The following is a 21,533-nucleotide window of genomic DNA, read 5'->3' on the forward strand; positions in this document are numbered from 1 at the left end:
TGATACCAATGATCGGCTTATGATTCAGCAATAAGCTCTTGAAGGATTTGCTTATACGTTTCTACCGTCTGCGCACCAGTGACTGCACTCTTGCGGTTGAATACCACGGTAGGTACCGCTGAGATTCCCATGCGTTGCCATTCAAACTCTTGTGCTTCAATTTGCTTTAAGTTGTCGGTGTTCTTTAGACGTTTCAATGCCTTCGTCGAATCTAGCTCAACGGCTTCAAGTTCTTGCGCGATAACCTCAAGATCAGACAGATCTTTCTGCTCTGAAAAATGAGCAGTAAAGAAGCGTAGCTTTAACTCAGTCTGTTTGCCATGCGCCAACGCGAAATCGAGCAGCACATGCAGGTGACGTGAATTGACCATTCTCATGCTGTCATAGAAATTGAAATCGAACCCGACGGCTTGGCCACGAGCAGCCAGTTGCTCACGGGAACTTTGACTCTCTTCTGCGCTAGAGCCGTATTTTCTCATGATGTGATCACGCAGGTTTTCACCTTCTTGCGGCATGTCTGGATTCAACTCAAACGGCTGCCATTCAAGTTCAATCTGCTCCACTAAGCCAAGTTCCGTAATGGCTTGCTCTAAGTTTTTGTAGCCGACCACGCACCAAGGGCACATTACGTCAGAAATAATATCAAGTTGAAGTTTCTTGCTCATCGTCATTCCAAATGTGGTTGATAAGGCGTACTCAATACAAGTGAATACCCATCTTTATCACTAAGACTACTGATTAACTACAAGTTACACCACATTGAACAATCGTTCAAACTAGCTAAACACACTAGCTGCCAACAAAAAAGCCAACTCATGCTCACGAGTTGGCTTTGATAAAAATCGAATCGAGCTTAAGAGCGTTACGCTAGCAACTTCTCAAGCACTTGGAATACACCGGCATCGACGTTACTTGGCGCGCTAAAACGTGCGATCTCTTTTAACTTTGGATGCGCGTTTTCCATCGCGTAAGAGTGGTAGCTCTCTTTAAGCATTTCCAAGTCATTTAGGTAATCACCAAAGCTCATGGTCTGCTCGTAAGTGAAGCCTAATGTGTTTTGTAGGTGCTTAATCGCCGCACCTTTTGACGCTTCAGCGTTCATCACATCCAACCAAATTTTCGCACTCACAACCACTTGGTAGTTCTCACCGAATTTGGCATCAATAGTTGGGTTCACTTTCTCTTGTGAACCGTCGAAGTGACAGATAGCCACCTTGATGAAATCGTCTTCTACCGCCAGTAAGTCTTCTACTTGCTCTCGGCGATGGTAGTACTTAGAGATCTCCGCCAGAGCACGCTCATCTTTGGTTTCGATGTACGCTGATTTCTTACCACAAAGCACCACATGTGCACCTTCAATGGCACGCGCTTCTTTGATGATGTCTTTGATGGCATCAGTATCAAGTAAGCAGCTGTAGAGCTCTTGGCCTTTGTGCATCACTAATGTGCCGTTTTCAGCAACGAACATCATGCGATCTTTTAGCGGGGCAAAGGTTTCCATCAAGCTGTAGTACTGACGACCCGATGCCGCCGCAAAAATGATGTCTTGAGCTTCTAGTCGCTCATAAAGATTGAAGAATTCTGGGTCTAACTTTCCATGTTCATTAAGCAGAGTGCCGTCCATATCAGCAGCGATAAATTTGATGTTCTGTTGTGGCATTTCAGGGCTTACCTATAAGTAAAGATTAAAGTGTAAATTATGATTTTTCGTTATCTTGTGTAACGGTTCTGCGTTCGATTATATCGCTAGAGTAGCCAGTGAATGCAATGCTTTTCGGTAGGCTTGTCTGTTTGAGTCTGACTTTGAATCAAGCTGACCAAATTCACTTCTTACAATAAGTCCTTCGATAAAAGTCATAACCGATTCACTGCGTAATTCGAGTATTGCAGTGTCGACTTCTTCATTACCTCTTACCACATCACGAATGCTGTTTTTGAGCCAAACTTTGTGCTGTCGCGAGAGCATCGCAATGTCATCTTCAGACTCTTTAAATTCAGCTAGCGCGTGCATGAACATACAGCCTTTAAAGTCAGGTTGTTCAAACCATGCAAGGTGCCAATCTAACAGCGCATCGAGTTGGTTTTGTAATCCAGAAGTTGATGATAGTGCCGCTTCTAAACTCGACTCAAAACGCTGATGACGCCTTTCTAACACGGCTTCAATCAACTTGGTTTTCGATCCAAAGTGACGATACATGGATGTTTTGGAAACCGCTGCCTCATCTCTAATCATATCCACCCCAACAGCGGTATAACCAAACTGATTAAACAACGATTCTGCTACATCCAGAATCAGATCTTTTTTACTCATCGTTCATCAACCTCGACTCGCTCTGAAATCGTAGAGCTCAATTTCTCGTTGCAAGAAGTGTACAGATCTGTATCATCCAAATCAAACAGTACAGATCTGTACACTTTCAATAAAAAACAGAAAACGAAGAGGAAACGATTATGATCAGCAAACTATCTGGTGGTGGAGCCCTTCCTCCGAAAGCAAGCATTAGCCAGCTTATTAAAGGTTTTATTGGCGGTACGCTGGGCATCTTAACCTTGTGCCTATTAGCAGAAAGTTCTGGGTTCCCGTGGTTAATGGCTCCATTTGGTGCAACGTGCGTACTGCTGTTTGCGGTGCCTACATCGCCGTTAGCTCAACCTAGAAACGTCATTGCGGGACACTTTATTTCAGCTGCTGTGGGCTTAATCGCTTTATATGGCTTTGGGGATTCTTATTTGACCATGGCAATCGCTGTCGGCTCATCCATCATGCTAATGCAATACTGTCGAGCGGTTCACCCACCCGCTGGCGCTAATCCGATTGTGATAGCTTTGGCAGGTACCGCACATGTGGATTGGACGTTCTTATTCACTCCCGTATTAGTAGGCAGCATCGCTTTAGTTTGTATCAGTGTGCTATTGAATAACAGCGATTCACAACAAAAGTGGCCGTTATACTGGTTTGGTTCATCCAAGTCTTAGTCCATTGAATTTCAATGATAAATATGGATTTTGACATCCAATTTAAAAGCAAATTGAAAGATCACATTGACCCTTATATAAAATGGGCTTACTATTAATCGTCTTTTAACGATTATGGAAAGCGAAACATCAATATGAACGAAACTTGCTCTACAACTGGTGGCTGTGCTCTACCAATCGGACATGGTGATGTCGAAGCTGAAAAGCAAATGGCAACTCTGGCGAAAGCGCTCGCTCACCCGGCAAGAGTTCGTATATTGAGTATCCTTTCAACGTTAGAAAAATCGGGCGGCTGTTTGAACAGTGACTTGGTGAGTGAATTAGGTTTGGCTCAATCAACAGTATCAGAGCACCTAAGAATCTTGAAAACCTCAGGCTTCATCACTGCCGAATCGATACCACCGAAGATGTGCTATCGCATTAACCGAGATAATATTCAGCAATTTGAATCGCTTATCGACACCATTTTAAAATAGATTAACCACGCTTAGTTTTTCGAACACAATAAACTAAGCGTATTTTTTGCCTTTAAATATCGTTTTTCGACGATTAACGATAACAACTAAAGAGATAATATAATGAAACCAAAATTAGGTTTTCTCGATCGCTACTTAACGCTGTGGATCTTCATCGCCATGGGCATTGGTGTACTGCTTGGCACCTTATTCCCACAAATCGAACAGTGGAACGAATCAATGTCTGTTGGCACAACCAACATTCCACTGGCAATTGGCCTTATCTTAATGATGTACCCACCTCTGGCTAAGGTTAACTACAACCTGCTAGGCACCGTGGTAAAAGATAAGAAAGCGATCAAACTATCTTTGATCATGAACTGGCTTGTCGGCCCAATTCTGATGTTTGTGTTGGCGCTAACATTCTTAGGTGACCACCCAGGTTACATGGTCGGCGTGATTCTGATTGGTCTTGCTCGTTGTGTGGCAATGGTTCTGGTTTGGAACGACATCGGCGGCGGTAACAAAGAATACGGCGCGGCGTTGGTTGCCTTGAACAGTTCATTCCAAGTGGTGAGCTATAGCTTTATGGCGTGGCTATTCATCAGCGTTCTACCACCGGTATTCGGTTACGAAGGCATGATGGTTGATATCTCAATGATCGATATTGCACACAGTGTACTTATCTACCTAGGTATCCCATTCCTAGCGGGTTTCTTAAGTCGTAAGATCCTAGTGTCGATGAAAGGCGAGCAATGGTACAACGATGTGTTTATTCCACGCATCTCGCCAATCACATTGATTGCTCTACTGGCAACTATCGTGCTGATGTTCAGCCTAAAAGGCGAGATGATTGTTGAACTGCCAATGGACGTATTGTTGATTGCGGTTCCTCTAACCATCTACTTCACTGCGATGTTCTTCATCAGCTTCTTCATTGGTAAGAAGATGGGCATTGAGTACGACAAAAACGCATCTATTGCCTTCACTGCGACAGGTAACAACTTTGAGTTGGCTATTGCTGTAGCAATCTCTGTATTCGGTATCAACTCAGACCAAGCGTTTGCCGGCGTTATCGGTCCACTGATTGAAGTGCCCGTGCTGATTTACCTAGTGAACGTTGCGCTTAAGATGAAAGACAAGTACTACAACGGTCTGACGGTTAAATCTAGCATCTAGCATCTAGCATCTAGCATCTAGCAGAAGATTAGAAAAACTCAGGGCTTACCTTTCGGGGTAAGCCCTTCATTTGTCTATGGTTTGGAAAAGATCAATCGAGTAAGGTTTTGAGGTTGTCTTCCAACCACAGCAAACCTGGCCCTTTCATCGCTTTCTTGGATACCAGCAAATCGACAGGAGGCGACCATGTTTTATGGTCAAACGAGACGTTAATCTGGTTAAGCTTTCCCTGTTGAATCTCATGTTCCACCAAGTAACTCGGCAAGTATGCCCAACCCACCGAGCTATGTACGATCATCTCCTTGATGGTGACAAAGCTGTTCGCCCACCACACCTTGCCCGCTACCACGGGGAAATGGTCAATCACCTTTCCTTTGTTGCCTCGTAGAATAAGTTGTCGATGAGAAATAAAATCGGGCAACTTCGCAACCGACACTTCAGCTAAAGCATGGCTTGGATGACACACAGCAACAAAAGGCAGATTACCGATAAAGCACGGCTCTGAATCGGCATGAAAAGCGAGGTCAGTAAACATCAGGCCGATATCTGCGCGGTCTTGTGACACCAAGCGATTCACATCGGTACTCGCCGCTGCCATTAACTCAATTTCTGTCGCTGGGAATGTTCGGCTGAACTTATCCAACACCTTAGGCAATGAAGGAAGTAACAAGGCATCGTCTAAAGCGATACGCAGTAGCCCTTCCTCTTGATTATTGATGGCGTTAACTGATGAGTTCAGATCTTCCACCTGCAGAATAATCGCTTTGACCTGCTTGAAAATCTGATGGCCTTGTGCCGTCAGCGTTGGCTTGCGTGTCGAACGGTCAAAAAGTTGAACATTAAAATCTATTTCAAGATTACTGATGCCTTGGCTCACCGCCGACTGCACCTTGCCCAACTCACGAGCACTGGCAGAAAATGACCCTAATTCAACGGCATACACAAACATCTTCAACTGTTCTATGTTGTACATTCAGTTTCTCCCAATACTTACTATCACCATATGTGATGCTAACTATCTTTATATTATCACTTAAATAGATATTATCTAGACAAGTCATTAGCCCATGGAGGCTAGAAAACGTAAAGAGAGTAAAAAGATGTCACATAAAGAACGCATGTTACACATGGTGCTATTTGAATTAGCAGCTTTGATTTTGATGGCCGTGGCGGCAACTTACATTGTCGGTGGCGGAGCAGTAAAAATGGCAGGCTTGGCACTGTCTTTGTCGCTGATAGCGATGACGTGGAACTACGTCTACAACTACGGTTACGACAAGATTTACGGCGCTGACCGCAGCAAACGAACCAAGAAAACACGTATTCTGCACGGCTTAGGTTTCGAACTGGGTTTGATGTTGGTGACGTTCCCGCTACTGATGTGGGTACTTCAACTCGATTTCTGGACTGTATTAGTAATGGATATCGGAATTGTTATCTTCTTCGTACTTTACGCGATTGCGTTCAACTGGGTGTATGACTCGATCCGAGCTCAGTTGGTTGCGAGAGGAAAGGTTGCAGCTCTAGTTTAGAGCTGCATCCATTGAAATAAAAAAGGGCTAACTGGTAATAGGTCATCGTAAAAGGAGAAAAAATACGATGACCACATAAACATAGACGGACGGGTCACATATCAGCTAGCCCATGAGTTTACTCTAACAATCTAAGCTGTCATGCGCCTGACATGACAGCAATTCAACTTCAATGAATCAGTGAGTGACGCGTGGGAACAAATCACTCACCGATCTATTAGCTCACCATGAACAAGGGCACGTTAGTTTTACTAAGGAGCCTTCTGGTTACGCCACCCAGCATCTGTTGATGCATCTTCTTATGAGCCAATGCGCCAGCCACAATCAAGTCCGCATGAAATTGTTCAGCGTGAGCAAGGATCGCTTGAGGCGTTTTAATTCTGCCCTCTTTGAACGAGATACACTCCACCTCGATGTTATGCAGCCCTAAGTAGCGTTTTAAGTCTTGTTGGTTAGGCTTTTTATTGAGTGAGCGCTCACTCGTCACCACTACGATATGCTTCGCTTTTCGCAGCAGTGGCATCGCAGCTTTTACGGCTCTTGCACCCGGATCATCACCGTTCCAAGCAATCATGATGCACTCTGGATTAAAGGTTTTCTGTTCACGGGGCATCAATAAGATTGGGCGACTGCCATGTTCAATTGCCACATCAAAACTGACGCTACTTTTGCCATTCAGTGGTTTAGGTATGATGATGAGATCAGACACCTTACCGCGTTCAGACACCACATCCGCTCGATAGCCCGTCAGGTTATGCCATTGTGCACTCACGTGTTTGTTGGCATCGTTCATCACCAAGTTATCACTGTCACACAGTGGCACTTCGAGCTTGTCACACAAGGTAGTGAACTCTAGCTCAGACTGGTTCATGTCTTCTGCCACGTAGTTATTCACCAGTTGGTCTATACGGCTAAGCCATTTACTTGGCAGCAATTGGCGCTCTTCTGGCATCAACTGCTGTGAGCTAATTTGAGCATGCAACACATCCAAGTGTGCACCAAAGTACTGAGCAATGCTCAATGCACCTTCTAACCTTTCCGCAGAGTTTGCCGTAGAAGCGAAGGGCATAATAATAGTTCGAATCGTCATAATTACTTTCCTTCCGTTATCCAATCGGCCAAGGCAGATCAACCGTCTCTTGCAACAAGCCAATCGGTAAATCCAAAACCATGAGATGAGTTAGACCCAGTAAGAACCCTGTCGCGGCAACCGTTACCGATGCGGAACGTATCAAGCTCAGTCCTGCTTTGCTCATCAGGAACAGGCAGAAGAACACACTGATAGAAATCACGTAGCCGACGAAGTAACAACCAAGGATCAACGCACCGAGCCAGTACAGGTAATGCATCATGCTGATGCTGTTGGTATCAAAGGCGTAACCTTGCTCATACTCGTTATCAAAATAGACAGCATCGCCTTCTGGCTTAGTCAGCAGTTGGAATAGCACCACCGCAGACAACACCCACATAATGCTGGCGATGATGATGGTGAACACACCACCTAAGAAGCTCTGTTGGTAACCATCGTAAATGCCGTACATAAACGCGATGTTGACCAAGGCAGCGAAGATAACCTGAGGCTTGCGGTTACTGATTCTTACTGAAGATTGAGCAGTTTCAATCGAAGCGTCTTGTGCTTCGCTTTGCTTGTTTTTCTTCGCGCTTTGACGCCACATGAAGAACAGAGAAAAGACAGTCAGCGCACCAATAATCATCACACCTGGGCGTAATAAGAATGCAGCACCATCAAACTGAACCGCTTGGTATAGGTAAGTTTCCATGCCGTTGGCCAATACAAAACCAATCAAGAATGCAGGTCGAGGCCAGTCGAAACGCTTCATCAGCACACCCAGCGTACCGATACTTAATAGGGTCACTAAGTCGCCAAGGTCGCGTGTTGCTTGGAAGGCAGCAAAGCAAATCACCATCACCATGAAAGGAGCAAGCAAGGTATAACGAACCGTCGTCAGCCTAGCCACCCAAGGTGAAATCAGCATACAAGCGCCAGCACCAAACACGTTAGCTAATGCCAAAGACCACACGATAGTGTAAGTAATATCGAGGTCAGTACTCACCATTGCAGGACCCGGTTCTAAACCCACCAACACCATGCCGCCAAGGAATACTGCCATGCTGCCCGAACCCGGAATACCAAATAGCAAAGTAGGTACTAAGCCACCACCCTCTTTCGCATTGTTCGACGATTCAGGTGCGATAACACCACGCACATCACCTTTACCGAATTCAGGAGCTTTCTTAGTCGTTTGCACCGCATGACCATAAGCGATCCAGTCCACTACACTGCCACCAAGGCCGGGAAGTGCACCAACAATACAGCCGATTACACTACAACGCACTGCGAGCCATTTGTTTTCCAAGAAGTCACGAACGCCCGCAGACCAACCCTTGCCAAGTTTACTAGCATTGGCGATTGGCTTATTTTGACGAAGCAGATCGATAATCTCAGGAAGCGCAAAAATACCTAAACCAACGACTACCAGAGGAATGCCATCCATTAGGTAGAAGTTGTCAAAGGTCATTCGATATTCGCCAGTTGCAGGGGCACTACCGACACTACCAAGCAATACACCCATTCCACACGCCGACAAACCTTTTACTAAGCTCTTACCTGCCAACGCACCGACCATGCTCAAACCTAATAAGGTCAGCATGAACAACTCACCAGAACCAAAAGCGAGGATCACTGGTCGAGCGATCAACACAAACCCTGTCAGTATCACCGCACCGAACAAACCACCGAAAAGCGATGAAGTAAACGCGGCAGAAAGCGCACGAGCCGCCTCGCCTTTCTTCGCCATTGGGAAGCCATCAAGCACGGTTGCTTGTGAGCCACTTGAGCCCGGGATCCCCATTAATACGGAAGTGAATGTGTCGGAAGTTGGGATAACCGCAACCAAGCCGATAAGCATCGCCAAGGCTGAAATTGGGTCCATGCCATACAGGAACGGTAGCAGTAATGATAAGCCTGCAATACCGCCAAGCCCCGGAAAGATACCAATCGCGAGACCCAGCAATACACCACCTAACATAAAGGTGATGTGCTGAACGCTTAATATGGTTTCCAGTGCAGCAAAGAGTTCGTTAAACATCGTTGAATCCTTTCTATCATGAGACTCACTTTCGCTTTCGTGACCACCGCTTTCCTGAGCCCTTGATGCACAAAGCCCTACGGTGTTACCCGTACAGCGGCGATACAATGGGAGTGAAGCACTCACTGAGTTAACAATTTAATCGAATAACTCGTTAGCTACGTTGCGACAGAGAAAGTGAGATGAAAAGGCGTGAGCCACGATCTTGCGTCGCGGTCTCACCTCCAGTTAATACCGAGCGTTGTTAAGACTCATATTTTCTTGGGCTTCTGGATAGCCTGTTTAGAAACGAGTGTTGTAGTTTGTAGTGAGCCAATTTCTGACCCATTCAAGGTTGCTTTCATCAAGCGACATAGCCGCTTTAAGTGCGAGTTGTGCTTGTTCGCCAGTCAGCTGAGGGTAATCACCCAATACTTCGACGGCGCGTTTTTGAAAATCAGGTTGAGATACTAATTCAGAAGCCGATGCGCGCCATGCTGCAACTAACTCTTCTGGTGTCGACTTAGGCACAAAAATCATCTTTTGAGCAGCAAATCCAGCCATGAAGAATGAGCGCCAAACCGCATAGCCTTGTGTTTCTGCTTCTTCAGGGTGGAACAACTGGTACACCTCAGCGAAGTGCGGAAGCTCTGGGAAGTTAGGATCGCGCTTTAACTTGCCATCTTCGCCCAGCACACCAAAGCTGAACAATGGAATGGCCTTACCTTCGTTGACTAACGGTGTCACTTTATCGATGTAAGACGAGCTGGTTTGAGAATCGATGTTCACTTCACCGCGCTCAAAAGCTAATCGACCCGCACCACGCCCTTGCATACCAAAGATCGCTTGTACGTCTAAGCCAAGTAGGTCCATCGCTAACAGCGGCACTAAATCAATCGAGGTCGCACCTTGGCTTGCGTATTGGAATTTGATTTGGTCTTTCTTATCGAAAAGATCTTGTACGTTCTCGATGCCCGTTTTAGGCGAAACATACACAACGCCGCCAGTTGGGGATGCGAGAATCACGCTCCAATCGTTGTAGTCGTAACGAACTCGGCGATCTTGAAGAAGATAGGGATATTGGGTTGATGCCGAGCTTGCAAAGATGTTGAGGCCGTTGTCTTTCGCACGGCGAGCAAATTGGTTAGCGCCTTTTGTTGAGCCGCCACCCGGGATGTTTTTCACCACCACTACTGGATTGCCCGGTAACGATTGAGACAAATAAGGTGCATAGAAACGCCCCCATGTATCGGTACCGCCGCCCTCTTTGTAAGGCATCACAAACTCGACACGCTCACCTTTAAACGAAACCTCTTCGGCTTGTGCGTGATGAGAGAATACCCCCACACCAAGTAGCGTGACCAAGAGTGATTGGCAAACTTTTAACTTAGACAATTTTTGAGTCATAAGAAAAGAACCGTTCGAGAATAACGAGCCCTTAGTAGAAGATTGTGTATTGTCGGGTAGTTGTACGTTCAGCATCGTGCCTCCTAATATCCATTTACTGCGTATTGCCTGCAGTTGGACTGTTTTTGTGGTTTCTGACAAATTAGTCGCCGAACCTGTCATCCAACTGACACGCTGCACTTTGATAACAAAAGTGTTACAAAGATCGCCCTTTAAGGCACAAAAACAGAGCACCGCGCGCCGAATTGGTGCAGTAAACCTCGAGGTTTCACGAGGGTTCGGGGAAGATATTAGAACGAACAAAGAATATGAGTGTGAATGTGAATGTGAGAATGAAAAAAAAATCGCCAACCAAATGGCCAGCGATTATGAATACGCATTAAAGCAGCTTGAGATTAAAACGTCGGGTAAACCTGACCTTTGAACAGCGGGCGCGCTGTACGCACCAAAGCCGCTTGACGAACCGCAGGCTCAATTTCCCCTGGCTCTACTTTGATATTGACTTGGATTTGTCCACTAGGGTGCTCAATAACGACCGTTTCAGAGTTAATGCCTTGGCATACTTCATGCGCGACAGTACCCGGAATCATGCAAGCCGCCGCAACACAGATCCCGCCCGTCACAGCATGGCTAGCATGACAGTTTTGAGGAACAAAGTAGCGAGAGGTAATGTGTCCGTCTTGGGTTGGTGGTGATAACAAAGACACTTTAGGCACTACGCTTCCTGTCACATCACCCATGCCCATTAAGCGACCTGCAGATAAACGGATAGACTCGATGCGCTCAAGTAACTCGGCATTATCATCGAGTTGTTGCTTGGTCTCGTTACCCGCTAAGCCAAAGTCTTTGGCATTAATGTGCACCATAGGCACAGCTGCATCCAAGCAAGAAACTTCAACACCTTCGACTTGATCACGCACGTTGCCGGTTGGGAATAGCTTGCCCGTTTTCGAGCCGCCAACATCTAAGAAGTTAAGCAAAACTGGTGAGCCAGTTCCAGGAACACCATCCACACGCACATCACCGTCATAACGTAAATGGCCATTTGGGCTTTCGGCGGAAACTTCGATAATAGTATTGGTGTTGATGTTTCTGACACGCAACATGGTCGATGGACTGCTTAACTTAACCAAATTATTTTCACTGGCGAACGCCACGATGCCTGAGAGAATATTGCCGCACGAAGGTTTGGTATCGACTTCTTTCTTATCGACCGCGACCTGAGCAAAGAGATAATCTAAATCTGTCCCTTCTTGCTCCGACTTAGACACAATTGCGACCTTGCTCGTCAGTGACGTGCCGCCGCCGATGCCATTGATTTGTTGGCCTTCGCCTGAACCCATAATACGCACAAGTAGATCATCTCTCTCTTGCTCACTTTCAGGTAAATCACTCGCTAGAAAGTACGCGCCTTTCGATGTGCCACCGCGGATCAACATGCAGGAAATATTCTCGTTCATGACCGTTTTCAACCTCTTAATCTTGAAGTGAAAGAGCAATTCCATGCTCATTTTTGGACTTCAAGAGTAAAAAACGAAACTGTCATGTAGCTGACTCGGCGGTATTTCGGTTGAATGACCAAGCCAAGATAGGGTTACTGCAAAGCAATCGAATTAACTACCAACTAAACTAATCGTAGCTTTTAAGAGCGCTCTCCCATTCGGTTATCACTAAGGATTTTTTGCTTTGATCCGAGAAGATCAACAGGCTGACATCTAACGGAAGGGGCTTGAGTTGATTGGCAAACTGCTCACGTAAAACCGCTGCCGATTTAGCACTTTTTATATCGGTACGCACCGGAGGCATATTGGTTTCTTTTGCCATCAGCTTCTGCCCTGAATAGGAAAATAAGTAATCAATAAAGGCTTGAGCTTGTTCTAGCCTAGGCGTGGTTTTATTAATAAATGCAGTTCGAATGACCACAGGTGTGTAGTCGTTGGCCGCCACAATCACCACATCTTTGTGCTTCGATTCCCACGAGTTCGCATACGAGCCCATGATGTTGTAGGCAATCGCAATATCACCATCAGTCAACGCTTGGAGCATCGACGCAGAGCTATCAAAGGTGCGAGCCTGATGGAGATTAAACAGCTCCAAGAATTGTCCGTAGTTGCTCGTTTGAGCGCGTTCAAATGACCAAAGCAGATAACCGATACCAACATCTCGAATATCAAACAGCCCTATTTTCCCCATCAGTTCTTCACTATGGAGGCGAATAAAACTCAACAATTCGACACGGCTCAACGGGACTTCCTTTCCTTCAAGAAAAGACTCATTAAACACGATCACAGCAGGTTCATAGCTAAAACCAAACAGCTCATTTCGCCACTGGCTCCAGTGCGGAACAATACCCGATTGAGATCCATAGCCCGCCACATTTATTTGGTAAGGCAGCGCATAACCATCATTAACAAGTCGCAATTGTAAATCCATCACCGAACTGATGGTGATATCGGGTTGATCAGGCTTTTGGTCTCGGATATGAGCATCTAATACGTTACTGCTCATCGCTTGATAGCGCACGGTTATTTCTGGGTTTCTACGCTGGAAATCATCGAGCAGTGGCTTCATTTCTGACAAGTAGGCTGCACCATAGATCACCAGTGCATCTTCATTGCCATCACCTTGGTTGCTATTGTCTTGGTGAACAGAGTCTTGAAGAACCGAGTCTTGGCGACTAGCGCCTTGATTAGCTTGTGCGGTGGCATTGGTAACGAATAGAGTGCTTGCTAACAACACCGCCGAAGTTAGCCCTGCGAGCCAAATCCGTAAAGATTTCATCATTAAACCTCCCACCAATAGGTATGCGGGAACTGGACTTTCACCGTAAGGCCGCGATTATCTGTTTCGTCTGATGTAGTGTCTTCCAAGCTCAGAATTGCATTGGATTTTTGGGCAACATCTAACGCGATACTCATCCCTAGCCCTGTGCCTTGGCTGATCGCATTCGGGCTCCGATAAAATTTCTCGAACACATGAGGCTTATCTTGCTCATCAATGCCCGGCCCAAAGTCACGAATGTACAGCACCGCTTTGCTGCCTTGCTGTACTAATTCAACCTCGATAGTGCTGCCTTTGGAGGAATACTTAATTGAGTTTTCAATGAGATTCGTCAGCATCTGAGTTAAGGCGAAGCTGTCGCCTCGAATGTGAAATTTAAGTGATTCTATGTAGCTCAATTCGATGTCTTTATTGAGTGCATTCATCGCCAAACCACGGCTGGTTTGTTTGACTAACTCATTAAAATCAATATCTGTAGGTTCGATACTTTGATAACGATGGCGAATCGTCGCGTGGTTCAGAAGCTGCTCAACCGTGCGCTCAAGCACCTCGCACGCACCGGTGACTTTATCCAAATAATCGAGCGTGTGACGTTCACTCGCTTTACTTTTAGCCAGTTCGACTTGGGCTTTAATCCCTGCGATTGGTGTCTTTAACTGATGCGCAGCTTCGCCGGTAAAGTTCTTAAGATTGGTTAAGTTCTTATCGAGCTGAGACATAAACACATTAATGGTGTCGACCAAGTGCTCAACCTCTTCAGGAGCGTCGAGATTGATTGGAGTTAGGTCGAGATTGGAACGCCTTTCCATCTTATTGTTGATCTCATTGACGGGCTTGAGCACCTTTACAATCAACACAAAAATCACCAACAACGCACTTAACATCACCGCAAGCAGTAGCTTGACTGCGTGGTCCGAGAGTTGCTTCTCCCATACTTGCCTCGCTTGTGTGGTTTGCCCGACCAGCACGTAGATGTTCTGAGGCCCTTCACGGGTATTCATTATGCGACTGACCAAAGACAAACGCACCCATTCATCTTTGAAGGTTAAGTAAAAATAAGCGGCCTCTGGTTCGAGTTTTATCTGGTATTGCTCAATTTGGTCACGCACCAGTTGGTCATCAAGCAATTCTTTATAACCCGTAATGTAACCAGACTCCGATGAACTCGGAGAACTAGCAACCAAATAGAAAACCTTATCTCTTGGGGAATCTGCCAGTGATTTAAAGGCCGCAGTGGGAATGTCGACACTGAATGTTAAGCCATTAAAACGAACCTGCTCTATGATCTGCAGAGCCGCGTTATTCAACTGGCGATCATAAAACATCTGAGTGGTTTGATAGGCGTAGCGCTTTACCGCAACCAAAGTGAGTAAACTAATCAGGCACAATAGACAGGTCGCAGAGAACAATAATTGAAATCTCAGCGATTTTGTTCGAAAACGAAAGCGGACAGATTTGGTCAGTGCCGTCACCTAATACACCTCAGCTCAGTCTTCGACTTTATTGAGCACATAACCAAGGCCACGTAGGGTTTTGATCTCGACATTGCTATTGGCTAGCGCCTTCCTCAAACGACCAACGTAGGTTTCAATCGCATTAGTGTTGGGTGGGTTATCGAAGTTGTATAAGTGATCGATGATCTCTTCTTTACTCATCACACGATTGAGGTGGTTCAGGAAAATTTCTAATAAGCGATATTCACGCTGTTTAAGCTCAATGACCTCGCCCTTCACTTTCACAATGCACCCTGCACTATCGAACTCAATGTCACCAAACCTCACTGTGTTCTGATCGCTGCCTTGACGACGTCGAACGATCGCGCGGCAGCGTGCTTCCAATTCTCCAAAATCGAAAGGTTTGGTGAGGTAGTCATCGGCACCCAAATCCAGTAGTTGAATTCGGTCAAAGACTTCACTGCGGGCGGTAAGAATAAGGACAGGCGTATCAGAAGACTGACGAATGCGCTTGATGATCTGCTCACCTGATTTATTAGGGAGGTTTAAGTCAAGAATCACCAAATCGAAATCGGTGTGGCTAATCATCGCAAACGCGACCGCACCATCATAGGCACAATCAACACCATGGCCGAGGTCAATAAAGCGCTGCTCTATGGCTTCACTGATCAAACGATCATCTTCTACTACTAGTATTCGCATCTTACCCCCCACATAAAGAAAGTGATTGTTCTCAAGAGTGACGACAATTTCAACAACATAAGTAACAATAGTAAAACAAAGTCCAGTATCACATCACATTTAGAACATTCTGTTTAGTACAGATGTTAAGGCGCGTTAAATATCATCAAGCTACGTCTAATAATCCACCACTCACGAAGTAGCATCACAAATCCAAACATAAACTCCTCGTACCAGTTGCGCATTCATTTACATATAGGTAATTTGAGCGGCTTCGCAACCTATCAATTCGAGCAATGACGTTCATGCGAGCGTCTTTTCCGAGCAAAAGTGTTCGGATTAACATTTCAAGTGACTTTAATTAACAATTTTATGCTCAAACGCTCACTTTTGATGTTCGTTTATTTTCGAGTTCGCAAATATATGCACAATACACGTGCTAGATAAGCAAAACTAAAAAGGACTCGAACATGACAACAAACAAACACCCTTCTTTATTTGGGCAATGCTTGGCTGAATTTATCGGTACAGGATTACTCATATTCTTTGGCGTTGGCTGTGTGGCCGCTCTGGTATTAACCGGTGCGACATTCGGACAATGGGAAATCAGCATCATCTGGGGCTTCGGTGTTGCGATTGCAATTTACTGTACTGCTGGCGTTTCTGGCGCACACATTAACCCGGCGGTAACCATCGCGCTGGCCATGTTCCATGGCTTTGATAAAGCTAAAGTGGTGCCTTACATCATTTCGCAACTGCTTGGCGCATTCTGCTCTGCTGCGCTGGTATACAGCCTGTACAGCAACCTATTTACTGATTACGAAATCGCACATAACTTTGTTCGTAGCAGCCAAGACGCACTATCAACAGCAGGTATTTTCTCAACATACCCACATGCTTCACTTTCTTTCTTTGGCGCTTTTGCTGTGGAATTTGTGATTACTGCTGTTTTGATGTTCGCTATCTTAGCGTTAGGTGATGAAAACAACGGCGCATCTCGCGGTGCAATGAATCCTCTACTGATCGGTATTCTTATCGCAGTAATTGGTGGTTCTTTAGGTCCACTGACTGGCTTTGCGATGAACCCTGCTCGTGACTTTGGGCCAAAACTTTTTGCTTACTTTGCAGGTTGGGATTTCGCACTAAGCGGTGCTCGTGATATTCCTTACTTCATCGTTCCAATTCTTGCTCCAATTGCTGGTGCGTGTTTTGGTGGTTGGTTATACCCACGTGTTATCGGTGCTTACCTACCAGTAGAAGGCCAAGGCTGCACAATTCCAAACCAATGTGAAACAGAAGAAGAAGCTGAACAAGCTCAAGCTTAATCCCTAAGCGACCTTACATTTACTAAAATATAAATAACGAAAGAAAAAGGATTCTTACCATGACCGAGCAAAAATACATTGTTGCCCTAGACCAAGGCACCACAAGTTCTCGCGCTGTAATCCTCGACCACGATGCAAACATCGTTAGCTCTTCTCAAAGAGAATTCACTCAGATTTACCCGAAAGCGGGTTGGGTTGAGCACGACCCAATGGAAATCTGGGCAACTCAAAGCTCTACATTGGTTGAAGCACTTGCTAAAGCAGGCATTCGCAGCGACGAGCTAGCGGGTATTGGTATCACTAACCAACGTGAAACCACCATTGTTTGGAACAAAGAAACTGGCAAACCGGTTTACAACGCAATCGTATGGCAGTGTCGCCGTACAGCAGATATCTGTGAAGACCTTAAGGCGCGTGGCCTAGAAGACTACGTACGTGACAATACAGGTTTAGTCCTTGACCCGTATTTCTCAGGTACCAAAGTAAAATGGATTCTAGACAACGTTGAAGGCGCTCGTGAAGACGCTGAAGCTGGCAAACTACTGTTCGGTACGGTTGATACTTGGTTGGTTTGGAAGATGACTCAAGGACGTGTTCACGTTACGGATTACACTAACGCGTCACGTACTATGTTGTTCAACATCAACGACCTATGCTGGGATCAAAAGCTACTTGATGAAATGGGTATCCCATCATCAATGATGCCAGAAGTGAAGCGTTCTTCAGAGGTTTACGGTCAAACGAACCTTGGTGGTAAAGGCGGTACTCGTATTCCAATCGCAGGTATTGCGGGTGACCAACAAGCTGCACTTTACGGTCAAATGTGTGTAGAAGCAGGCCAAGCTAAGAACACTTACGGCACAGGTTGTTTCCTTCTAATGAACACGGGCCAAGAGAAAGTAACATCAAAGAACGGCCTTCTAACCACACTGGCATGTGGTCCTAAAGGCGAACCTGCATACGCACTGGAAGGTGCAGTATTCATGGGCGGCGCATCAATCCAATGGCTACGTGATGAAATGAAACTACTGGCTGGCGCAGAAGACTCTGAGTACTTCGCAACCAAAGTAGATTCTTCAAACGGCGTTTACGTAGTACCTGCATTTACTGGTTTAGGCGCACCATACTGGGATGCTTACGCTCGCGGTACGATTGTTGGCCTGACTCGTGGTGTTAACTCTAACCACATCATCCGTGCAACCTTGGAAGGCATTGCTTACCAAACGCGTGACGTACTAGACGCGATGCAAGCGGACTCTGGCATCAAGCTAGCAAACCTACGTGTTGATGGCGGCGCAGTAGCGAATAACTTCCTAATGCAGTTCCAATCAGACGTGCTTGATACTGAAGTTCACCGCCCTGAAGTAACGGAAGTAACGGCTCTTGGTGCCGCTTACCTTGCTGGCCTAGCGGTTGGTTTCTGGGACAGCATTGACGAGCTTCAAGACAAAGCCGTTCTTAACCGCACCTTCATGCCACACCACGACGAAGAGAAACGTAACCGCCGTTACAAAGGCTGGAAGCGTGCTATCAAGTGTGCACAGGTTTGGTCTGAACTGCACGATGACGACGAAGAGTAATACTGAGTATTCAGCTCATCGTTAATCATTAATCGTTGACCTAGGAACTCGAGCAATCTCATCGATTAGATTGCTCGAACCTCAGCAAACGAAACTAAAAAGAGCACTCTTTTGTGCTCTTTTTTGCGTTTCAGGCTCAAATTCCACGTTTTGACCGGCGTTTTTGCGGTTTAGACATGATTCCTTACCATCATTACTTCTCTCTTTTCATCAATTCGAGCACAATAGCGTGAGTTTATATTTTCGATTTTGACGCGCTAGAGCCCTTTGCGCGCAGGGAGTGGTAAGTTAAGTGAAGCAGATACCAAGACACCAGCAGATTGTAGATCTGGTAAAAACACAAGGATATGTGAGTACCGAAGAGCTCGTTGAAAAGTTCGATGTCAGCCCACAAACCATCAGACGAGACCTCAATGAACTGGCCGATAGCAACAAAATTCGTCGCTATCATGGTGGTGCAACCATTCCTTTAAGCTCGGAAAACACCTCTTATAACACGCGTAAAGCGCTTAATTTCAACGAAAAAGACGTGATCGCCGACGAACTGGTTAAACACATTCCAGATGGTGCAACCCTGTTTGTTGATATAGGCACCACGCCAGAATCGGTCGCCCGCGCACTCAACAAAAATCACAAACAACTACGAGTTGTCACCAACAACATTAACGTTGCGAGCATCCTTCTGCCGAACCCAGAGATAAAGGTTATCTTGGCGGGTGGCGAAGTGAGAAACCGTGATGGCGGTATTGTGGGCGAAGCAACACTCGATTTTGTGAAGCAGTTCCGCCTCGATTTCGGTATCTTGGGCATCAGTGGCATCGACTTTGACGGCTCACTGCTCGATTTTGACTATCACGAAGTTCGAGTGAAACAAGCCATCATCGAGAACAGCCGCAGCATCTTCTTAGCCGTTGACCACACAAAGTTTGGTCGTAACGCGATGGTTAAGCTCGGCAATATCTCTCAAGCGCACATGGTGTTTACTAATAAGCAGCCACCGGAAGAGATTCTCAACATCCTTAAAGATTCAGCAATACCATTAGAAGTGATCGATACCGCTCGTCCTATGAGCGAATAACTCAACGTAAGTGCTCAGTGACGCCACTTTCTTAAATGAATCACGATTCTTTATAGAAAAGTTAAAAAAGTAAAACGTGCTCACTACCAGTGTCGCTTCTATGCTCGAATTAGATTTGTTTGAACCTCTGCTTTCATAAGCAGAGGTTTTTTTATGTCCAAATCACATAAAACGCGCATAAACGAAAATAATAAATGACCGCAAACGAAAGTTAAGATAGGATTCACTTATGTTCTAAAATGCTCGTTCGCTCAGCAAGAGGTCAAAATCATGAGTGCTCAACAAAATAATTCAAACAACAGTACATCTTCCACTTTAGACTTGATCGTGATTGGCGGCGGCATCAATGGTGCAGGTATCGCAGCAGATGCAGCAGGTCGTGGTCTCAACGTTGGCTTATACGAAGCAAATGATTTTGCTTCTGCTACTTCATCTGCAAGTTCAAAACTGATCCACGGTGGCTTACGTTACCTTGAACATTACGAGTTTCGTTTGGTTTCGGAAGCGCTTGCAGAACGCGAAGTATTGTTAAGAAAAGCACCTCATGTTGCTCAACCAATGCGTTTCCGTTTACCTCATCGACCATTTTTACGCCCAGCTTGGATGATCCGCTGTGGCCTATTCCTTTACGATAACTTGGGTAAACGCACCACGCTTCCTGGAAGTAAAACGGTGAACTTGGCTAAATCAGGTTTACTGAAGCCAGAAATGAAGACCGGTTTCGAATACTCAGATTGCTGGGTTGACGATGCGCGAATGGTATTGCTCAACGTTTTGGCAGCAAAAGAAAATAACGCAGAAGTATGTAACTACTGCCGTGTTGAAAAAGCGCACCGTGAAGGTGGTATTTGGCATGTGACGATCCTTGATGTCATGACAAACCAACGCTTTGAACGCAAAGCAAAAGCGCTGGTTAACGCTGCAGGCCCTTGGGTTAAACAGTTCTTTGATGATGGATTAGAGCAGGCTTCGCCTCGTAATATTCGCCTGATCAAAGGCTCACACATTGTTGTGCCACGCATTCATGACGAACCACAAGCGTACATTCTGCAAAACAAAGATAATCGCATTGTGTTCATGATCCCTTACCTAGATAAATTCTCGATCATCGGTACTACCGACCTTGAATACAAAGGCGATCCGCGTGAAGTTGCCATTGATGATGTCGAAGTGGATTACTTGATTGATATTGTTAACCAACACTTTGTTAAACAACTTGGCCGCGAAGATGTGGTTTGGACATACAGTGGCGTAAGACCGCTTTGTGATGACGAATCTGATTCACCGCAAGCGATCACTCGTGACTACACGCTCGAATTAGACGCAGAGCTTGATCAAGCACCACTACTTTCGATCTTCGGTGGCAAGTTGACCACTTATCGTAAGCTAGGCGAAGCAGCACTTAAGAAGTTAGAACCACACCTAACCAACATGGGTGCGCCTTGGACAGCCAACAACACGCTTCCAGGTGGTAACTTTAGTTGCAGCAGAGAACAGCTTGCGAAGATGATCCACACTAAATACCCTTGGGCATCTGAAGCGCTATTACTTCGCTACGTGACTCAATTCGGTACTTACACGTGGAAACTACTGGAAGGCGCAGATTGCGAAGCTGACCTTGGCAGCCAATTCTCAAGCGAAGCCCATGGCGTTTATCAAGTTGAAATCGATTACTTGATCAATGAAGAGATGGCGATGACTGACGAAGACATCTTGTGGCGCAGAACCAAACTTGGCCTGTACATGAGCGAATCCGAGCAGCAAGCAGTAACGGATTACCTGAAAGAGAAGCTACAAAGCAAGGTAGTGAGCTTTTCTCAAGTAGGCTAATCCCACCAGTCTAAACATGGTTCAAGAACATACTTAACAACGAAGCTTAGCGTCCCCCGCGCTAAGCTTTTTTATTGCCTGCTATTCCGGCCTAAGAGCTCGATCAGATAAATCTCTCGATTGATCGTCTCCTTCGCACGGACTGAGGCTTTGTTCACTCCCCCAT

Annotated in this window: 19 protein-coding genes; 8 read left to right on the top strand and 11 right to left on the bottom strand. The window is 45.8% G+C overall.

Features of this window, described 5'->3' with window-relative positions:
• Nucleotides 1-17: 17 nt before the first annotated feature.
• The 3 genes from ED652_RS02635 to ED652_RS02645 all read right to left on the bottom strand — a co-directional run bounded on the left by ED652_RS02635 (nucleotide 18) and on the right by ED652_RS02645 (nucleotide 2,311).
• Nucleotides 18-665 carry a DsbA family oxidoreductase gene (locus ED652_RS02635; protein WP_122053417.1) on the bottom strand — a complete coding sequence of 216 codons (648 nt, stop codon included), beginning with the start codon at nucleotides 663-665 and terminating at the stop codon, nucleotides 18-20.
• 197 nt (nucleotides 666-862) lie between these two features.
• The gene (locus ED652_RS02640) at nucleotides 863-1,660 is read right to left on the bottom strand and encodes a Cof-type HAD-IIB family hydrolase (protein WP_122053418.1); all 798 of its coding nucleotides are present in this window, start codon (nucleotides 1,658-1,660) and stop codon (nucleotides 863-865) included.
• Nucleotides 1,661-1,738: 78 nt separating this feature from the next.
• Entirely contained in the window at nucleotides 1,739-2,311 is a 573-nt protein-coding gene (locus tag ED652_RS02645; protein WP_102339995.1) for a TetR/AcrR family transcriptional regulator, read from the bottom strand.
• A 140-nt stretch (nucleotides 2,312-2,451) separates the two neighbouring features.
• On the opposite strand from ED652_RS02645, the gene ED652_RS02650 reads away from it, so the two are divergent.
• The 3 genes from ED652_RS02650 to arsB all read left to right on the top strand — a co-directional run bounded on the left by ED652_RS02650 (nucleotide 2,452) and on the right by arsB (nucleotide 4,610).
• Nucleotides 2,452-2,976: an HPP family protein gene (locus ED652_RS02650; protein ID WP_122053419.1), complete on the top strand. Its 525-nt coding sequence runs from the start codon at nucleotides 2,452-2,454 to the stop codon at nucleotides 2,974-2,976.
• Nucleotides 2,977-3,110: 134 nt separating this feature from the next.
• Nucleotides 3,111-3,452: a helix-turn-helix transcriptional regulator gene (locus ED652_RS02655; protein WP_016794841.1), complete on the top strand. Its 342-nt coding sequence runs from the start codon at nucleotides 3,111-3,113 to the stop codon at nucleotides 3,450-3,452.
• 102 nt (nucleotides 3,453-3,554) lie between these two features.
• Nucleotides 3,555-4,610 (top strand): ACR3 family arsenite efflux transporter, encoded by a 1,056-nt coding sequence (gene arsB, locus ED652_RS02660; RefSeq protein ID WP_122053420.1) that lies wholly within the window; start codon nucleotides 3,555-3,557, stop codon nucleotides 4,608-4,610.
• Nucleotides 4,611-4,701: 91 nt separating this feature from the next.
• Here the strand turns inward: arsB and ED652_RS02665 are convergent, their stop codons facing one another.
• Nucleotides 4,702-5,583, bottom strand: coding sequence for a LysR family transcriptional regulator (locus ED652_RS02665; protein ID WP_122053421.1), 882 nt, complete (start codon nucleotides 5,581-5,583; stop codon nucleotides 4,702-4,704).
• A 127-nt stretch (nucleotides 5,584-5,710) separates the two neighbouring features.
• Here ED652_RS02665 and ED652_RS02670 point away from each other — a divergent pair, with 127 nt between their 5' ends.
• A complete protein-coding gene (locus ED652_RS02670; RefSeq protein ID WP_102361984.1) occupies nucleotides 5,711-6,142 on the top strand; it encodes a PACE efflux transporter in 432 nt (143 codons plus the stop codon).
• Between the two features lie 217 nt (nucleotides 6,143-6,359).
• On the opposite strand, the gene ED652_RS02675 is transcribed toward ED652_RS02670, so the two are convergent.
• From ED652_RS02675 to ED652_RS02710, 7 genes are all read right to left on the bottom strand, one after another.
• Nucleotides 6,360-7,232: a universal stress protein gene (locus tag ED652_RS02675; RefSeq protein WP_122053422.1), complete on the bottom strand. Its 873-nt coding sequence runs from the start codon at nucleotides 7,230-7,232 to the stop codon at nucleotides 6,360-6,362.
• A gap of 16 nt (nucleotides 7,233-7,248) precedes the next feature.
• A complete protein-coding gene (locus ED652_RS02680; RefSeq protein WP_122053423.1) occupies nucleotides 7,249-9,252 on the bottom strand; it encodes a tripartite tricarboxylate transporter permease in 2,004 nt (667 codons plus the stop codon).
• A gap of 282 nt (nucleotides 9,253-9,534) precedes the next feature.
• Nucleotides 9,535-10,713 (bottom strand): tripartite tricarboxylate transporter substrate binding protein, encoded by a 1,179-nt coding sequence (locus tag ED652_RS02685; protein ID WP_122053424.1) that lies wholly within the window; start codon nucleotides 10,711-10,713, stop codon nucleotides 9,535-9,537.
• A 320-nt stretch (nucleotides 10,714-11,033) separates the two neighbouring features.
• A complete protein-coding gene (locus ED652_RS02695) occupies nucleotides 11,034-12,098 on the bottom strand; it encodes a 4-oxalomesaconate tautomerase (RefSeq protein ID WP_099167052.1) in 1,065 nt (354 codons plus the stop codon).
• A gap of 169 nt (nucleotides 12,099-12,267) precedes the next feature.
• Nucleotides 12,268-13,422 carry an ABC transporter substrate-binding protein gene (locus ED652_RS02700; RefSeq protein ID WP_254051676.1) on the bottom strand — a complete coding sequence of 385 codons (1,155 nt, stop codon included), beginning with the start codon at nucleotides 13,420-13,422 and terminating at the stop codon, nucleotides 12,268-12,270.
• The gene (locus ED652_RS02705; protein ID WP_122053426.1) at nucleotides 13,422-14,891 is read right to left on the bottom strand and encodes a sensor histidine kinase; all 1,470 of its coding nucleotides are present in this window, start codon (nucleotides 14,889-14,891) and stop codon (nucleotides 13,422-13,424) included. The genes ED652_RS02700 and ED652_RS02705 overlap by 1 nt, the downstream gene beginning before the upstream one ends.
• A gap of 15 nt (nucleotides 14,892-14,906) precedes the next feature.
• The gene (locus ED652_RS02710) at nucleotides 14,907-15,575 is read right to left on the bottom strand and encodes a response regulator transcription factor (protein ID WP_122053427.1); all 669 of its coding nucleotides are present in this window, start codon (nucleotides 15,573-15,575) and stop codon (nucleotides 14,907-14,909) included.
• A gap of 449 nt (nucleotides 15,576-16,024) precedes the next feature.
• On the opposite strand from ED652_RS02710, the gene ED652_RS02715 reads away from it, so the two are divergent.
• The 4 genes from ED652_RS02715 (at nucleotide 16,025) to glpD (ending at nucleotide 21,367) form a co-directional block, all read left to right on the top strand.
• A complete protein-coding gene (locus ED652_RS02715) occupies nucleotides 16,025-16,879 on the top strand; it encodes an MIP/aquaporin family protein (RefSeq protein WP_004732234.1) in 855 nt (284 codons plus the stop codon).
• Nucleotides 16,880-16,938: 59 nt separating this feature from the next.
• Nucleotides 16,939-18,459 carry a glycerol kinase GlpK gene (gene glpK, locus ED652_RS02720; RefSeq protein ID WP_017064019.1) on the top strand — a complete coding sequence of 507 codons (1,521 nt, stop codon included), beginning with the start codon at nucleotides 16,939-16,941 and terminating at the stop codon, nucleotides 18,457-18,459.
• A gap of 292 nt (nucleotides 18,460-18,751) precedes the next feature.
• Complete coding sequence (locus ED652_RS02725) at nucleotides 18,752-19,537, top strand: DeoR/GlpR family transcriptional regulator (RefSeq protein ID WP_017096306.1); 786 nt, start codon at nucleotides 18,752-18,754, stop codon at nucleotides 19,535-19,537.
• Nucleotides 19,538-19,807: 270 nt separating this feature from the next.
• Nucleotides 19,808-21,367, top strand: coding sequence for a glycerol-3-phosphate dehydrogenase (gene glpD / locus ED652_RS02730; RefSeq protein WP_122053428.1), 1,560 nt, complete (start codon nucleotides 19,808-19,810; stop codon nucleotides 21,365-21,367).
• Nucleotides 21,368-21,533: the final 166 nt, after the last annotated feature.

This window comes from Vibrio sp. Evd11 (assembly GCF_900382755.1).
Classification (GTDB): domain Bacteria; phylum Pseudomonadota; class Gammaproteobacteria; order Enterobacterales; family Vibrionaceae; genus Vibrio; species Vibrio lentus.

Excerpts from the sequence above, each read along its gene's own strand:
- ED652_RS02715 (WP_004732234.1), top strand. The coding sequence starts at position 16,025 with ATGACAACAAACAAACACCCTTCTTTATTTGGGCAATGCTTGGCTGAA.
- ED652_RS02700 (WP_254051676.1), bottom strand. The coding sequence starts at position 13,422 with ATGATGAAATCTTTACGGATTTGGCTCGCAGGGCTAACTTCGGCGGTG.
- ED652_RS02645 (WP_102339995.1), bottom strand. The coding sequence starts at position 2,311 with ATGAGTAAAAAAGATCTGATTCTGGATGTAGCAGAATCGTTGTTTAAT.
- ED652_RS02650 (WP_122053419.1), top strand. The coding sequence starts at position 2,452 with ATGATCAGCAAACTATCTGGTGGTGGAGCCCTTCCTCCGAAAGCAAGC.
- ED652_RS02635 (WP_122053417.1), bottom strand. The coding sequence starts at position 665 with ATGAGCAAGAAACTTCAACTTGATATTATTTCTGACGTAATGTGCCCT.
- arsB (WP_122053420.1), top strand. The coding sequence starts at position 3,555 with ATGAAACCAAAATTAGGTTTTCTCGATCGCTACTTAACGCTGTGGATC.
- ED652_RS02680 (WP_122053423.1), bottom strand. The coding sequence starts at position 9,252 with ATGTTTAACGAACTCTTTGCTGCACTGGAAACCATATTAAGCGTTCAG.
- ED652_RS02675 (WP_122053422.1), bottom strand. The coding sequence starts at position 7,232 with ATGACGATTCGAACTATTATTATGCCCTTCGCTTCTACGGCAAACTCT.
- ED652_RS02685 (WP_122053424.1), bottom strand. The coding sequence starts at position 10,713 with ATGCTGAACGTACAACTACCCGACAATACACAATCTTCTACTAAGGGC.
- glpK (WP_017064019.1), top strand. The coding sequence starts at position 16,939 with ATGACCGAGCAAAAATACATTGTTGCCCTAGACCAAGGCACCACAAGT.
- ED652_RS02655 (WP_016794841.1), top strand. The coding sequence starts at position 3,111 with ATGAACGAAACTTGCTCTACAACTGGTGGCTGTGCTCTACCAATCGGA.
- ED652_RS02670 (WP_102361984.1), top strand. The coding sequence starts at position 5,711 with ATGTCACATAAAGAACGCATGTTACACATGGTGCTATTTGAATTAGCA.
- ED652_RS02640 (WP_122053418.1), bottom strand. The coding sequence starts at position 1,660 with ATGCCACAACAGAACATCAAATTTATCGCTGCTGATATGGACGGCACT.
- ED652_RS02665 (WP_122053421.1), bottom strand. The coding sequence starts at position 5,583 with ATGTACAACATAGAACAGTTGAAGATGTTTGTGTATGCCGTTGAATTA.
- ED652_RS02695 (WP_099167052.1), bottom strand. The coding sequence starts at position 12,098 with ATGAACGAGAATATTTCCTGCATGTTGATCCGCGGTGGCACATCGAAA.
- glpD (WP_122053428.1), top strand. The coding sequence starts at position 19,808 with ATGAGTGCTCAACAAAATAATTCAAACAACAGTACATCTTCCACTTTA.
- ED652_RS02710 (WP_122053427.1), bottom strand. The coding sequence starts at position 15,575 with ATGCGAATACTAGTAGTAGAAGATGATCGTTTGATCAGTGAAGCCATA.